General features: G+C 50.7%; 14 protein-coding genes. 6 read left to right on the top strand and 8 right to left on the bottom strand.

What is annotated here, in order from left to right; translation table 11 throughout:
- Positions 1-253 precede the first annotated feature (253 nt).
- The 3 genes from AC1DWB_RS11920 to AC1DWB_RS11910 all read right to left on the bottom strand — a co-directional run bounded on the left by AC1DWB_RS11920 (position 254) and on the right by AC1DWB_RS11910 (position 4,865).
- Complete coding sequence (locus AC1DWB_RS11920) at positions 254-2,185, bottom strand: DUF2334 domain-containing protein (protein WP_477541281.1); 1,932 nt, start codon at positions 2,183-2,185, stop codon at positions 254-256.
- Positions 2,186-2,360: 175 nt separating this feature from the next.
- Positions 2,361-3,527 (bottom strand): MFS transporter, encoded by a 1,167-nt coding sequence (locus AC1DWB_RS11915; protein ID WP_477541280.1) that lies wholly within the window; start codon positions 3,525-3,527, stop codon positions 2,361-2,363.
- 42 nt (positions 3,528-3,569) lie between these two features.
- Positions 3,570-4,865, bottom strand: coding sequence for an MFS transporter (locus AC1DWB_RS11910; RefSeq protein ID WP_477541279.1), 1,296 nt, complete (start codon positions 4,863-4,865; stop codon positions 3,570-3,572).
- A 194-nt stretch (positions 4,866-5,059) separates the two neighbouring features.
- Between AC1DWB_RS11910 and AC1DWB_RS11905 the strand changes: the two genes are divergently transcribed.
- Positions 5,060-6,529 carry an aminotransferase class I/II-fold pyridoxal phosphate-dependent enzyme gene (locus AC1DWB_RS11905; protein WP_477541278.1) on the top strand — a complete coding sequence of 490 codons (1,470 nt, stop codon included), beginning with the start codon at positions 5,060-5,062 and terminating at the stop codon, positions 6,527-6,529.
- Positions 6,530-6,635: 106 nt separating this feature from the next.
- A complete protein-coding gene (locus tag AC1DWB_RS11900) occupies positions 6,636-7,061 on the top strand; it encodes a DUF1885 family protein (RefSeq protein WP_477541333.1) in 426 nt (141 codons plus the stop codon).
- Positions 7,062-7,238: 177 nt separating this feature from the next.
- On the opposite strand, the gene AC1DWB_RS11895 is transcribed toward AC1DWB_RS11900, so the two are convergent.
- The gene (locus tag AC1DWB_RS11895) at positions 7,239-7,538 is read right to left on the bottom strand and encodes a DUF1292 domain-containing protein (protein WP_477541277.1); all 300 of its coding nucleotides are present in this window, start codon (positions 7,536-7,538) and stop codon (positions 7,239-7,241) included.
- Between the two features lie 80 nt (positions 7,539-7,618).
- Positions 7,619-8,227, bottom strand: a complete 609-nt coding sequence (locus AC1DWB_RS11890; RefSeq protein WP_477541276.1) for a stalk domain-containing protein — start codon at positions 8,225-8,227, stop codon at positions 7,619-7,621.
- A gap of 180 nt (positions 8,228-8,407) precedes the next feature.
- Here AC1DWB_RS11890 and AC1DWB_RS11885 point away from each other — a divergent pair, with 180 nt between their 5' ends.
- Positions 8,408-8,572: an aspartyl-phosphate phosphatase Spo0E family protein gene (locus AC1DWB_RS11885; protein WP_477541275.1), complete on the top strand. Its 165-nt coding sequence runs from the start codon at positions 8,408-8,410 to the stop codon at positions 8,570-8,572.
- A 93-nt stretch (positions 8,573-8,665) separates the two neighbouring features.
- On the opposite strand, the gene AC1DWB_RS11880 is transcribed toward AC1DWB_RS11885, so the two are convergent.
- Positions 8,666-11,017 carry an FdhF/YdeP family oxidoreductase gene (locus AC1DWB_RS11880; protein ID WP_477541274.1) on the bottom strand — a complete coding sequence of 784 codons (2,352 nt, stop codon included), beginning with the start codon at positions 11,015-11,017 and terminating at the stop codon, positions 8,666-8,668.
- A gap of 143 nt (positions 11,018-11,160) precedes the next feature.
- On the opposite strand from AC1DWB_RS11880, the gene fdhD reads away from it, so the two are divergent.
- Complete coding sequence (gene fdhD, locus AC1DWB_RS11875) at positions 11,161-11,964, top strand: formate dehydrogenase accessory sulfurtransferase FdhD (RefSeq protein ID WP_477541273.1); 804 nt, start codon at positions 11,161-11,163, stop codon at positions 11,962-11,964.
- 56 nt (positions 11,965-12,020) lie between these two features.
- Here fdhD and AC1DWB_RS11870 read toward each other — a convergent pair whose 3' ends face one another.
- Positions 12,021-12,215 (bottom strand): hypothetical protein, encoded by a 195-nt coding sequence (locus AC1DWB_RS11870; RefSeq protein ID WP_477541272.1) that lies wholly within the window; start codon positions 12,213-12,215, stop codon positions 12,021-12,023.
- Between the two features lie 223 nt (positions 12,216-12,438).
- Between AC1DWB_RS11870 and AC1DWB_RS11865 the strand changes: the two genes are divergently transcribed.
- Positions 12,439-13,194, top strand: a complete 756-nt coding sequence (locus AC1DWB_RS11865) for an MBL fold metallo-hydrolase (protein ID WP_477541271.1) — start codon at positions 12,439-12,441, stop codon at positions 13,192-13,194.
- 60 nt (positions 13,195-13,254) lie between these two features.
- Here AC1DWB_RS11865 and AC1DWB_RS11860 read toward each other — a convergent pair whose 3' ends face one another.
- The gene (locus tag AC1DWB_RS11860) at positions 13,255-13,497 is read right to left on the bottom strand and encodes a DUF3892 domain-containing protein (RefSeq protein WP_477541270.1); all 243 of its coding nucleotides are present in this window, start codon (positions 13,495-13,497) and stop codon (positions 13,255-13,257) included.
- Positions 13,498-13,623: 126 nt separating this feature from the next.
- Here AC1DWB_RS11860 and AC1DWB_RS11855 point away from each other — a divergent pair, with 126 nt between their 5' ends.
- A complete protein-coding gene (locus tag AC1DWB_RS11855) occupies positions 13,624-15,222 on the top strand; it encodes an ATP-binding protein (protein ID WP_477541269.1) in 1,599 nt (532 codons plus the stop codon).
- Positions 15,223-15,246: the final 24 nt, after the last annotated feature.

The following is a 15,246-nucleotide window of genomic DNA, read 5'->3' as shown; positions in this document are numbered from 1 at the left end:
CACTTCTCCCATCTGTTGTGATGTATTTATAGTAGCCCTCTTCTTCAATCAGGACAATGCCTTTAACGAAAAAAAGGAAGGCCAAAGACCTCCTCCCTCCCATCCTTCATTACTTCTTCTTCGTTGCGTACCAATCGTTAACTCCCTTGACGCTTGAGGTCCACTCCCCCTTCTATCTATACTAGTATAGGGTCAGGAGTACCCTAGGTAGAGGTCAAAACATGAAAAACTGGTTCATCTCTATACAGTTGGGTTAACGGCTAGTCTTCAAAAAATTACGGGACTCCCAGGACAATGCGGTGTCCAAATACGGTTCCTCGCCATTCGCGACGGCGATATCTTTCCGTCCATCTCCATTCAAATCAGCGATCATGAGCTTCCCTTTCTTAGGTCCCCATGGGCCCATGCGGGACATATATTGGAACTTCATTGGTTCCACCTGCAAATAAACCGTAAAAGATTGCTGAGCCCGGTTCCAGAAAAGAACATCTTGCATCCCGTCTCCATTGTAGTCGCCGATCTTGACTGTACCGCCTTCCCCGGTGGCCAGTTCAAGCGTTGGTGCATTGCGATCCCACTTCAACGTTGAGACGTTCGGAGTCAACTGCAACCAACGTGAAGAACGAGTGAAAGGAACGATCAGCTCCTCCTTGCCGTTGCCATCCAAATCACCGACAACCAATTGAGGAGGCTTCCTCTCCCACATCAAGGGTGCTAACGGCTGGAATCCGTTTCCCGATATTGCGATTGCTTCCAAGCGAGCACGATCGATGGATTGGCCGGCCAACACCCAGCCGTCATTACCTTGATGAATCGCATACAGATCGATCCACCCGGATTTGCCAACCTTCCATGACTTATAAGGCTTGAACGAATTGTCATCGGCATGATAACCGTCCAATTGCCCATCTGAGTGCATGATCCACAGGTCACTGCGACCGTCCCCGTTATCGTCGAACATCTTCCACACATCACCAGCCTTGAAAGGTACACGCGCCCAGACCGATGTTTCTCCGATGGGTTCGTTTCGGTAGCCGGTGAATATTCCCTTCTTAACGCGAATTTCTCCCTTCGCTTCATCCCATTGGACAATATCGGTCTGACCGTCTCCATTCACGTCGGCAACTTGTACGCTTCCCTCCACCGTGTCCTCCAAGCGAACGCTTTTGCCTGGTACGAATGGGATGTAGTCGGTTAAGCTAATAAACTGATAGGCCTTCTGTTCCAGCTGTGGAAGCAGCCTTTGCATGATGCTTTTGGCCTTATAAGGGTATTGGTACAAGGGGAGCCCATCCTTCATGACAGGATCACCTAACTCATCAGTGACAGGAGTCAAATACTTGAACTCCAAGAACGGATGAAAGAAAAATGAGGGTAAGCGTTCCGACTTATCCAATTGATTCATGATAATATCTATATCGCGGTTGTAAGGAATATAGGAGAACGGAGTCGGTACATTCACGGCACCTAATGAAGCAGCACCATGACCCGTATTGCGGCCAGCCGAATATTGAGGGCGTACAGCATTGCGGTCTTTACCCATATCTGCCTGGTAATTCAACCCGAAGTAACAACGGAATACGGCATCCTGCTCAGGCGTCGTATGATAGTGCGGAGCTTCCCAGAACTTCGGTTGCATTCCGATTCCGGTGAACACCTTGATGCCTTCATCTACTCGCGCTTGCGCATAGGTGGTCGTTAACGTCTCGGCAACATCGGACACGTTGAATTCATTGCCGATCCCCGACTCATGCTGGCCGTCATTCCGTCGCACATCGCCGACCTGATGCGTATATCCATGCATGCCGATCACAGCGCCGCTCGATTCCGCTTGCTTCAGCATATCCACGAACGACTTTACGTATGAGTCCTCTTGACGATCCAACGATACATCATATCGCTTGCCGTCCTTTTCAATCTGAATCCATCTAGGGATTACCGCCATCTGGTAGCGGACATTATGCTCCTTGAGCAACTCCAATACGGCTCTAAGCTTACCCAATTGCTCAGGACCTTCATATTGTCCGCCAGGGCCGATATCCTCCAGCCTGAGCAAGATATACTTGGGATGATTGTCGTTACCGACAGCAGATATGTAAGGCACACTGCATAAAGAAACGATAATGACACAGGAAGTGATGAGGAAGCGGAGCCGCTTCGAGAAGTGTGGGACGAACTTGAACAAGGATGTATTCCCCCTGGTGTCGAGTGTGTGCAAGTAGTCAATAATGCCTTTAACATGTGAGATTTGTGTTCATTATATGATAAAGCGTTTTCAAAGTCATCAAGAAAAAAAATACTTTGATTCGTTTATTTTGCACCGGCAAAATACGATTCAAAGTATTCGTTTCGGATTATTCCTAGACGGTCGAGTGGATTCCACGATTACGTCTGTCTGCGGCGAGGAAACCGACCAATAACGTGATGGCCGCCAAGCATAACACACCGCCGATTAAGAAGGGGAGATTGATATTCAAGTGAAAGGCCCCCATCCCCATCAATGGCCCTGCAATCCGTCCAAGGCTGTCCATGGAAGAGCTGAGACCGGACGCTACTCCTTGCCCTACCTTCGTCCTCTGCGTGATGAGCGACGTTACGCACGGACGGATCAAGGCGTTCCCGGAAGCAAATACCGTCATATAGATCGTAGCCGTAAGCAGATTGCTCGACAGCAGGATCAGGAAGAAGCCAATCGCCGATAGAACAAGCCCGATACCGATTACTTTCGTCTCATCACCTGATTTGATATACCTACGAACGACACCGCCCTGAATACCTGCTCCTACAATTCCGCTAACCAAGAACAGGATCCCCATATCCATAGCAGTAGCCTCAAAGCGTCGTATCTCAAAATATTGCAGCGTCGCTTCCATTCCCGCCAGTGTAAATGTTACGAAAAACGACAAGACGTATAAATATTTAAGCGGTCCAGAAAATGCAGTCCAGCGCGATACTCGCTTGTCGGTACGAGACGTGCGCTTCTCCTTCGGTAACGACTCTTTCAACACAACTGCCGCGAAACAAAGCGTAATGACAGAAAGTGCCGAAGCAGCAAAGAAAGGAACTTGGTGACCGTAATCGCCACCACTAAGCAATCCGCCAATCGCCGGTCCGAATATAAAGCCTAATCCGATTGACATCCCGACAAGTCCCATGCCCTTAGTTCGTTCTTCATTGGTCGTGATGTCCGCTACATATGCCACCGCACAAGCCGTTGCTGCTCCAGAGAACAGACCGCCCAACAGCCTGGATACGTACATCAACCATAGATGACCGTCCGCTAATCCGAATATAAGGAAGCTAATCGCAAACCCGGCAAGTCCCATGAGTAAGATCGGCCTGCGCCCGATTCGATCGGACAGCCAGCCCCATAATGGGGACATCAGGAACGAAACCGCTGAGTATAATGCGAGCATCATACTTAGATGAAACGGTGTCACCAGCACTGGCATGATGGGAATAATGATTCCGAATCCGATAAAGATCGTCACGAGGATGAGCATGATCGTTAACATTGGTTTATTCATATGAATCCTCCTACAGAAATGCCTGAATGACAGCAAGCGACCTTATCTTACCATAACTTTTCGGTCAATAAAAATGAACAATTGCAAAACAAACAGGGCAAGCAAGACGATACCACTCGTAATAAATGGGGCATGGTAGCCTATATGATCGGACAGCACCCCTGACACAATCGGGCCTATTACGGTCCCGGAGCCTTCAATCGTCAGAAAAAATCCCCATACCGCCCCTCTCTTGTCTTTCGGGATGACCGAAGCAATCAAGGCGTTCCACGACGGGATCAAGAGCGCATAGCCTATTCCCAGGGCACACACCATGACGAACAGCATCATGATGCCGTCCACTAATGTGAACAATAGCAATGTAACGGCGCTTACGATAAGCCCTGCATTTACGAACCACTTCGCCCCCCAGCGATCCACGAGCTTCCCGACAGGGATGAGGAACAATACCGTGATCGCGCCTCCGACAACGAGGAGTAGGCTGTATTGCGCAGGTGTAAGTTCAAGAACGCTGCGAGCATATATGGTCAGAACCGGCGTTAAAAGTCCTAATGCGAACGTTTGCGCGAACAAAGCGGGGTAGAACACCCAGCTGACGTGCAGGGAAGCTTTAACTTCCGAGATGTACCGACGGGACCGATCGATCCGGTCAGCCATCCACGCTTCCATTCGCGTCGAGAATGGTTGCTGATTCGATTCATGCGGACGGGCTTTCCACAGCTGGACGAGAATTCGCACACCTCCGCCATTTTTCTGTCCAGGCAGGAACATAGCGATGACAACGCTCAAGCCCGTCAAGACGAGGAGAATGCGGAAGGCATTCGAGTATGTATCGCCGACGAAGAAGTTGATGACTACGGGTCCCATCCCAACCCCGCTCAACCAAGCCATATACACGACACTCATGATCGTGCCATTCGCTTCGTGGCCGCCTGATTCGGTGGCACCGGTTATAACGCAAGGCCATAGTGGCGACGTGCCAATACCGAGCAATGCGCAAGCCACAATGATCCATGAATAGTGCGAGAAGGTATACATTAACAGGACAGAGAGAAAAGTCAGGATGACACCGGTGAGCATGACCGGTCTATAGCCTATCTTATCAATCATCCATCCGATTGGGCCGCGGAACGCATTATCGCCAATATATTGAACAGCCAACGTCCAACCGATGATAAAGGCCGAGATACCGAGCGATGACTGCATGTACACGGGAAGGATGGAGATGAGAATGGCTCCCTTTACAAACTCTACAAGAAACATAATAACTAGTAGCTGTGTAACGAACGGAGTAAACAATTGCTTTTGTTTGCTCCAAAATGCTTGGACAAAATTCACAGTTTTCACCTCGAAGTCGCTTCTTAACTCAACTTTCGCAGATAACTAGCCGCGAAAGTTGAGTTCTTAATAACAGTCTATCCGTTTCTTCTCAGGCAAAACCTGAATCTGCCCTTGCATCCACGTTTGTTTTTGATATACTCAAGCTTGTTAACTTACTACTACGACTCCTATTGAAGGGYAGGGATGACCAGATGGACCACCGTCGCACTCCCCTTTTTACCGCACTAACTGAACATGCAGCCAAAAATCCGGTGCAGTTCCATATTCCGGGGCACAAGAAAGGTATCGGAACCGATGTGGAATTTCGTACCTTTATTGGAGATCGCGCCCTCTCCATTGACTTAATCAATATAGCACCTTTGGATGACCTGCATCAACCGACCGGTGTCATTGAAGAAGCTCAGAAGCTGGCCGCCGATGCATTCGGCGCCGATTATACTTACTTCTCCGTGCAAGGTACGAGTGGTATGATCATGACGATGATCATGTCCGTATGCGGCGAAGGCGATAAAATAATCGTTCCACGCAATGTGCACAAATCGATTATGTCCGCCATCATATTCGCAGGTGCCAAGCCGGTGTTCATCTCGCCAGCGAGTGACCCGAATCTCGGCATCGATCATGGCATTACGACACGTTCCGTGAAACGTGCTCTAGAACGCCATCCGGACGCAAAGGCCGTGCTTGTGATCAATCCAACCTACTTCGGTATATGTGCGGATTTGCAAGAAATTGTGGAACTCGTGCACAGCTACGACATTCCTGTGTTAGTGGATGAGGCACATGGGGTGTTGATGCAATTCCATGAAGACTTGCCGCTGTCCGCTATGCAGGCTGGCGCAGATATGGCGGCTACAAGTGTACACAAGCTGGGCGGCTCCATGACGCAAAGCTCGGTGCTGAACTTGAAGGGCAATCGCATTAATCCGAAACGGGTGCAGACCATCATCAGCATGCTGACGACAACCTCCACCTCGTATTTGCTGCTCGGATCGCTCGACACCTCTCGCCGGAATTTGGCACTCAATGGCCGTGCCATGATCGAGCAAGCCATCGAACTGGCGCAGTTTGCACGCGAATCGATTAATGAAATGCCAGGCTTGTACTGCTTCGGCAGAGAAATATTAGGCGGCGAAGCTACATTCGATTGCGATCCGATGAAGTTAACGATTCATGTTCGCCATCTGGGTCTGACCGGCTACGATGTGGAAAACTGGTTGCGCGAGCATGCCAACATCGAGATCGAACTCAGCGATATGTACAATATCCTGTGCCTGGTAACGCCGGGTGATACACGCGAGACCATTGATTGTCTCCTTGAAGCATTGGCTGAGCTTGCTAAGGGTTACGATCCGAGCAACCCACCACCTGAGCTGAATGTGAAGATTCCCGAGGTCCCTCATTTGTCGTTGTCACCAAGAGATGCATTCTATGGAGATACCGAGGTCCTTCCATTCAAGGAATCGGCAGGTCGCATCATAGCCGAATTCATCTATGTGTATCCTCCGGGAATCCCGATCCTGCTCCCAGGTGAAGTCATTTCCCAAGAACAGATCAATTATATCGTTGATCACGTGGAAGTCGGACTACCGGTCAAAGGGCCCGAGGATCGATCCGTTCAACAGGTGAAAGTAATCGTGGAGACTACGCCGATCTCTTAATGAGATCGGGTAGTTTGGCCTCCGTACGCGTTTTCCTGCCTTGTATTAGGTAAAGTGAAATGCTATGATGGTCATGAACTTGTATGCATATAAGGTAGGTGTCCTCATGGCGCAAAGCGCTTACATGTATTTGACTGACGGCTCCGCTGTCCCTTCGGTTACGGTTGATGAATTGAAAGAACGTCTGTTGCATTACAAAGATCAGTTGAAGAAGACGGGCCAGCAGCTCGGTTGGGATTATTCGGACTCGGCATTCCCTTATTCGATCGAGACGAAACCCGAAGGCCAAGATCAATGGTTTTATCTCAAAGGCACGGACCCCCTTTACAAACATATTATTCTTGGGATCGGCAGCAAGGCGTCCGAAGAAACAGAAACAGAACGTCCCTTCGTCCAAGTCGTTCTCCCATCTGGCTCGACTCATGGTGACAAGGCCAAAGGAAATGAGCTTTGTAAATACTTGGCGAAGACACTGAAGGCTGAGCTGCATCTGTTCAACGGCAGGGTCATGTACTTCAACCCGCGCAAATAAAGCAACTACCGGCCCCTAACAGCAAAATTCCTTACATAGCAGGAACATAGAAAAACCAGACAGCGTCTTGATGCGTTATCTGGTTTTTCTATGTTCTTTAACAAATCTGGGGCTATACTATCTAATCCGTTCATACCAAAGCCCCGCTGCGTATACGCAACAGGGCTTTGGTAACACTTATTCCTTCGATTCTTCTTCCACAATCTGATTGTAGATGGCCGATACACGATCCCATTCTTCATCGTCCTCTATGTTCACCAGGAAAGCCTCATCTTCTTGCTCTTCGACCCGGAATATCATGCCGTCTGCTTCTGGATCGTTACGGTCGATCATGACAGCGTAGGCTTGATTCTGAGATTCGAATGTGTATACGATGACCATCTCATGCTCTTGGCCTTCTTCGTCGGTGACCAGGAACACATCCTCTTCGTGATCGTCTCCATGCGCGCAGTTCTCATCGTGCTGGTGGTCGCTCATGTTAAGTCCTCTTTTCATCGGTGATTTAATTAACCTAGCCTATAGTATCACTTTGGGCTGAGTGGGTCAATTCGAACCGACTACTCGGATTTGATCACTTTCTCGGAAACTACCGTGTAGCTGTCCTTCTCCTCAAGCTTCATGAGGAAGCGCACTTTGTAATCGCCATACGCATCGAATGTTACGCCTGTGAAAGGCCATTTGTACCAAAAGCTGTCGTTATCGGCGCTTAATGGATCACTGGTACGCAGCACGCTGCCATCCGGGTGCAGAATCTCGATCTTGAAGTAGGAGATCGGAGTCTTCAAGCTATCCACTTGGGCAAATACGACGAAATTCATCTTGTCGCCGCGCTTCACCTTGCCGAACGGCTGTTTAATGACGTCATCCTTGCTAACATCTAACGCTACGAACATGTGAACGTTCGGTTTGTAAATTTCTGCGGTCTTGTTCGATTCGTCCCATCTCACAAGAGCCTGCAAAGAATCCGTTAAATCCCGCAGAGGAAGCACCGCGCGGCCCGCTATGACGAAACCAGGAACTTCGCCGCTTACCGCCTCATTGTTATTGACGGTCACCTTCACCTTCGTGAAGCCTTGATAATCGCCCCAGGGGGAGCCCGCATATACGATTCCCGCGCCGAGTACCGTGAATAGGAGGGTCAGGACAACCAGTCGTTTCCCTTTCATGTAATCATAACCTCCATCTCAATTTCATCTGCTAGATTATACTCCCCATATGACAAAGAGTTGCGATCACTCCTAAAAAAACAACGAAAAGGCTGACTATATTTGCAGTACCCTTTTTTATGTTTTTATAGTAAAATAATACCAGAGGACCAAACTCGCAGCGAGAAAGCAGGAGTACTCATGCACAGCGGTCATGATCTACAAAAGGAAATTTACCGGTTGCAACAACATCTTCATGCCACAGCCAAGCACTACAAGTTCGACATGGGACACCCGCGCGTGTTGAAAGTGAGCCAACAACTCGATCGGCTGATCTTGCAATTCATGAGTAGAAACAATAGATAACACATATCCCACATTACGACCCTTAATCCCTGCAATACCAGGACTTTCAGCCCTGATGTTGCAGGGATTGTTCATCTAGCAGGAGACTTTCACTCAGCTTGGTTCCATCTCAAGCTCTGCGATACGCCGCTCGGCATAACGGGTATCCTTATGAGCAATATACGTATCTGCTTTCTCTACTACAACCGTCGTATTATACTCCGGAATACCAGCGTACGGTTCATAGACGCCCTTAGGCAGCAGCACATTGCCCTCCGGCCAGTATACCTCGATATTGCCTGCCTTGATCTCGGCAAACTTCGCTCGGCCGATGAACGTACCGTGTGCATTGTATACCGCAATCGCTTCCCCTTCGCGAATATCCAGGGAGGCCGCATCTGATTGCTGGATGAGTACGTCTTCGCGCATGGCATTATTGAACGGATCTTTCTCACTATACACCATCGAATTGAACTGCTTGCCACGTCGAGTTGTGACGTAGAAGTGCCCTTCCGGCTTACGCAGCTCCGGCAATTGAATCGGCAACAGCGTTCCACGGCCATCCTCGGTCGGACATACGCCCTGCTCGCATAACCAAGCGCCCCCCCACTGGAACACATCCCCTTTACGGCGCAAATGCTGTACCCCATCGTAGTAAGGGACGGCAGCAGCGATTTCGTCGCGTATGTGCTGCGCGGATTGGAATTCGATCAGATGCTTACGTTCGGGGAATACCCGCTGCGCCAAATCCACATAGATTTCCCACTCGGCGCGGGCTTCCTCCACGCGGGGGCCTTCGATTTCCGGGCTGAAATACACCATGCGCTCCGTGCTCGTGGATGTACCGCCGCCCGGCTGCTCATAGCGGGTCATCGCCGGCAACAGAATGACCTCTTCCTTCGCTTCGGCGAGTGCGGACGTGTTCAAGATAATATCTTGATGCACGCGCAGCTCCACCGCCTCCAGACACTGACGGACGAATTCCGGATCCGGCATCGTCTCCAAGAAATTGCCGCCGGACGTAAAGAACAGGCGGGTGCGCCGTTCATGCGTCTCGGGCAAGAGCGCGTTCTCCAGCGTCAGGCCGACGATGTCCCCCTCCCACGTAGGCAGCTCGAATCCCCACAAGCGCTCGAACCGTTCCCGGTTCGATGCGACGTTGGAGATGCCGCCCGGGAGGGACATCGGCTCCGCGCCCATCTCGCCGGAGCCCTGGACGCCGCTGTGGCCGCGGATCGGCATGACGCCGCAATGCTCGCGGCCAACAAACCCGCGGAGCATGGCCAAGTTGGCCACCTGGGACACGTTGTCGGTCCCGAAGCGGTGCTGCGTCAGCCCCATGCTCCACACGAACACCCCGCTCTTCGCCCGCGCCAGCATCTGGGCGAAGTCCACCATCTCCGTCCGCGACAGGCCGGACGATCGCTCCAGCACGTCCCACGGCAACGCCTGGACGTGTTCCCGCAGTTCGTCCCAGCCCTTCGCGTGGGCTTCGACGAACCGCCAATCGATGGCGGAGCCGCGCTCCTCCGCCTCCATCTCGAACCATACCTTCATGACGCCATTCATGAAGGCGATATCCCCGCCGATGTTCACCTGCACGAACGAGTCGACGATCTTCGTCCCGAACAGCGCGCTCTCGGCGATTGATGGAATCCAGTAGTTCTCCATCGACGGCTCCCGATACGGATTAATGACGATGATCTTCGTCCCGGCCTTCTTGGCCGCATACATATACTTCGTCGAGACCGGTTGATTGTTGGCGGCAACCGAACCCCAGAAGACGAGCACGTCAGTGCCGATCCAATCTTTATAACTGCAGCTAGACGCTGAGATGCCGAGGGAACGCTTGAGCGCGGTCTTGCTCGGGGAGTGGCATATACGGGAAGCGTTATCAACATTGTTCGTACCAAGGAAACGGGCTACTTTGGCACCCGTATAGTACACTTCGTTCGTAATGCCCCGTGCGGTCAGATAGAACGCCAACTGCTTCGGATCGATATCGCGAATCTTCGTCGCGATCCGGTTCAGCGCCTCATCCCAGGTGAGGCGGGTGAACTTCGTTTCCCCTTTCCGTCTGGACATCGGATAAGGGATGCGCCCGAGCTTGCGCAGGGCGGTACTGTCCATCGCGCTGAGCCGTGCGGTATCCTCGAACCAGTGCGATTCGATCGCCGGCATCGTGTTCAGGCGCAGCACGTTCAACCGGGTCGTGCACAAGTGCGGCCCCGACAACGTCTGATCGCGCAGGCCGGATACGCCCAACGCACAGCCGTCACAGACGCCTTGGGTTAGAATACGATAAGCATACGGCAGGTTATCACGATTGTCATAGACCACTTTCAACGTATCCAGAATATGATGAGGCTTTACTTTTCCAAGACCAAGCGGGATACGGCTCGCCCAGAGGGAAGGTTTCGGTGACTTGTTCAGCTTCATTGGGCCGGTATGCTTCGTTTTCCCCATATGTACACTTCCTTAATTGGATTAAGATGGCTGTAACTTTCCAGAAACTTGGTATATGCTTATCATAGCACGGGTGCAACTCTCGTTCACCCCTTCTCGCAAAAAACTTTGAATCTGGTAAAGCAAGGGAGGTATCCGCGAACATGAATGACCAACTCCCCATCACAACCCCCTGGCCGATCCGCCGATATAAGGCCGACCACTGGGAGCCGTTCGACGACATTGTGGTCGCCGAATATCCGTTAACGGTCTATGTGAACGACCGTGAATTCGCGACGATTGTATGTACCCCGGCCGATCTGGAGCAGCTTGTCATAGGCTTCCTTGCCTCCGAAGGCGCGATCCGCCAGGCGGCGGACATCGCTAGTCTGCTAATCGACACGGAAGCAGGTCGTGCCTTCGTGGATCTACATCACCGCTCGGCGCTTGATCCAGCACTCTTCTCCAAACGTAGAATTGCTTCGTGCTGCGGCAAAGGGCGGCAGTCCTTCTACTTCCACGCGGATGCGCAGACGGCCAAGCCACTCGACACTGAATGTGGATTGACGCTTTCTCCGGAGACGTGTTACACATTAATGAAATTGCTGCACGCTTCATCTGACGTGCACCGGGATACCGGTGGCGTCCACCAAGCCGCATTGTCCGATGGACGATCACTCTTGGCCACATTCGCTGATATCGGCCGTCATAACGCGCTCGACAAGCTGTATGGCCACATCTTGCAGACAGGCATGACGACGACGGACAAGGTTATCGTATTCAGTGGTCGACTCGCTTCCGAGGTCGTACTGAAGGCGGTTAAGATCGGAGCCCCCACCTTGTTGTCCAAGTCAGCGCCGACCGATCTTGCCTTGCAGCTGGCCGATGAGCTCGGCTTGACCGCAGTCGGATTCCTGCGAGGCGCCGGGATGAATGTGTATACGCACGCACACCGCATCGAGCACTAATGCATCCCATACGTCCAATAGGACGGCTCCCTGCTGGGATCCGTCCTGCCGGTTCACTAGGCTTTATACCGGGTCAGAATGCACGGCACTCCCCTGCCAGTCGCTCCAGGGCGACTCATCTGTTCCAGATAGCGTAATCCTCGTGCACACTGCTTCTTGCAAACGAAGCAAACGTCCGAGGTGACGATTTTCATCTGGTACGATTGGCTGGAGCTCGGTGTCGGCTGCTTTTTTTTCGCTTTCGTGGCCATTTCGCTGTCTGCTCCCTTCACATGGGTGGGCTCCGGGAACTGGGGTCCCTACCCTTCACATGCAATGTATGGCTTCAGCGCGATTCGGGCCTCCGCGAATGCCCGGATGGCGACAATTTTTTGCTCCACTTGCGAAAATTGTCGACAGAACAATTCTTTTTTTTTCCAAATAAACGTGTTAAATTAATACTAATGCGTACAAGCGCCCGTAAGGAGGTTCATCATGCAGTTGCAGCTCCAAATGATCGGTACAGGATCAGCTTTTGCCAAGAAGTACTTTAACAACAACGCGCTGATTACGTGTAACGGTTATACGTTCATGATCGATTGCGGCATTACAGCTCCGTGGTCGCTTCATCAGATGAACGTACCTTTAAGCAGCATCCAGGGTGTGCTTATAACCCACCTGCATGCTGATCATATCGGAGGGCTGGAGGAATATGCACTTCGGATGAAATATGTGTATCAGATTCGACCCACTTTATATATAGAAGCCGGATTAATCGAGCCCTTATGGGAGCACTCCTTGAAGGCAGGGTTGAACAATACAGTGGAAGGACCGTGCGACCTGGATAACTACTTTGATATCGTTCTGTTGAAAGCAGGTCACCGATCTGAAATCCAACCTGGACTTACCATTGAGCTCCTACGCACACATCATTATCCGAACATGGAAAGCTACTCTATTATTATGAACGACCATCTTTTTTATAGCGGGGACGTTACGTTCGACGAATCTATGCTGCTACACATTGCGAACAATCGTAATTGTGCGCATATTCTTCACGACTGCCAGTTGGAAGGATCGGGAATCGTACACACTACACTGTCTCAGTTGCTTACTTTACCGAATGAAATTCAACGCAGGACGTGGCTTATGCACTACGGCGATACCATGCCAACGTTCATCGGGAAGACCGGTGACATGACGTTTCTGGAGCAGCATCGCATTTATACATTCTCGGGTTCTGCCACATAGAATATGACAAAAAGCCAGACATCGTCAGATGCCTGGCCTGGAACTTACTATTCTCTTAGCTCAGAAACCTGGGAGATTGTCCAAGTTGTTTGTTGGATCGCCGTCGGCGTCGCCCCGGATGTACATTTCGCCATCCCGACCTTTGAACATATTCACACCTTGAATCTTGCCCATATTCACTTCCTGGAGTGCTTGGGTGTAATCCAGCACACGGCCCGAAGACGTTTTGAACGCGGTCAGATCCCCGTCGCCGTTCTTCTGTGCGGCAACGAATGATTCTCGCTCTATTCCTTGTGAGTCCATGGTATCGACCTCCTCTTTTCTCAAATTCGACTTAGTGTTCCCGTAATACGGCACTTTATGAGTTCCTGCTAATAGCAAGAGCTTGCAAGATTCGTAGAACTTGATTATGGGTGGAGGTTCAGGTCAATGGTCTCACGTCTTCTCGTACCGATGTACGCTGTATGGGTTATTCTCTCCTCATTATTCCTCGGACTTTCTCCGCATCCTTGGCTTATGCTTGTGAGCGGTATTTCGTTCTTGACTGTCTACGTTCTGGAACTGCGCTATCCCCGGCTGATGCCCGTCCGGTTCCTGCTGCTTGCCCTACTTCATGGGTATGTGCAGATTAACTGGGTTCATCCCTTGTATTTACTACTACTTGGTCGCGACTGTTATCCTGTCAAATCCACGCTCAACAATATCACACTCTGGTTCATCTACACAGCCACCTATTCCTTCATCCGTCTGACCTACAATGCAGTGACCGATTACAATCTTCTTGTCATTGGGTATGACGCCTTCTCTTTCGCACTCGCTATCTACCTCAGCAACTATTTGTTCAAATCCGAGAAAAACAAGGAAAATCTCGATACGCAAAATCGCATCTTATCGATGCATGATGCCTTGACCGGCTTATTCAACTACGAAGAGTATCACCGCCAAGTGGAGAAGCTCATCCGCAACAAAACGCCACTCATCCTCATCATTATCGATTGCACGAATCTCAAGTCCATGAACAATGTGCAAGGTTTTGCGGGTGGGGACCGGATCCTGAAAGATATCGCCGAACGATTGAAGGTCGTATTCTCCGACGCCTATATGATAGCCAGGTACGGAGGAGATGAGTTCGCTCTCGCCATACATGGCAACAACGCCGAGCAGCGAGTGACGAACATCCATCAACTGCTGGAATCGGAAATCCCTAAGCTTACAGGGATGCAAATCACATACGGATACGCCTTGTACCCAGCAGATGGAGCGAATAGGGAAGAATTGATACATGCCGCAGAGAAGATGCTGTTCAACATGAAGAGCGAGATTTGGTTGAAACGGGAGAATCTGATGGTGCGTTCGGAGAAACTGCGCGTAGTGGGAGAATTAGCTTCGGGTATGGCTCATGAGATCCGCAATCCACTCACGACAGTCAAGGGCTTTCTGCAAATCTCGAGATCCAATCACTACAATATCGAGCCCTGGTATGAGCTCATCATGGACGAGATTAATCGGATGAGTGAGCTGACGGCTGAGTTTCTGCAGTTTTCCAAGCCGCATGTGGCTCATTTCAAGGTCAGGCCGATTCACCAATGCATCCATCGAGTTATTTCGTTAATGGAGTCTGAGTCACTGCGGCTAGGTCATCTTATCGTATATGAACCGGCAAATCCCGAGTTGGAGATGCTGATGGATCAAGACAAGCTGGTGCAGCTGTTCCTGAATCTGGTCAAAAATGCATTCGAAGCCATGCCGGATGAAGGTACCGTTACGATTCGGCTCTATGCAAGTGAGGATGATGCGGTTATCGAAATCGAGGATACGGGTAAGGGTATTCCGGAAGCGGAGATGGACAAGGTGTTTCATCCGTTCTATACGACCAAGGATAATGGAACAGGCCTTGGATTATCGATCTGTCACAAGATCGTGATGGACCATGGCGGCAGGATGGAAGTGGAGAGCAAGTTAATGGTCGGTACGACATTTCGCCTAACCCTCCCCCAGTCCAAACTGCCAGTCCAAGCTACTAACTAAATAGCTTTTTTCGCATCCTTACAT

Source organism: Paenibacillus sp. P4_E11 (assembly GCF_056401635.1).
Note: the sequence above shows the minus strand (reverse complement) of the source record. Positions and strands in the feature narration are given on the sequence as shown.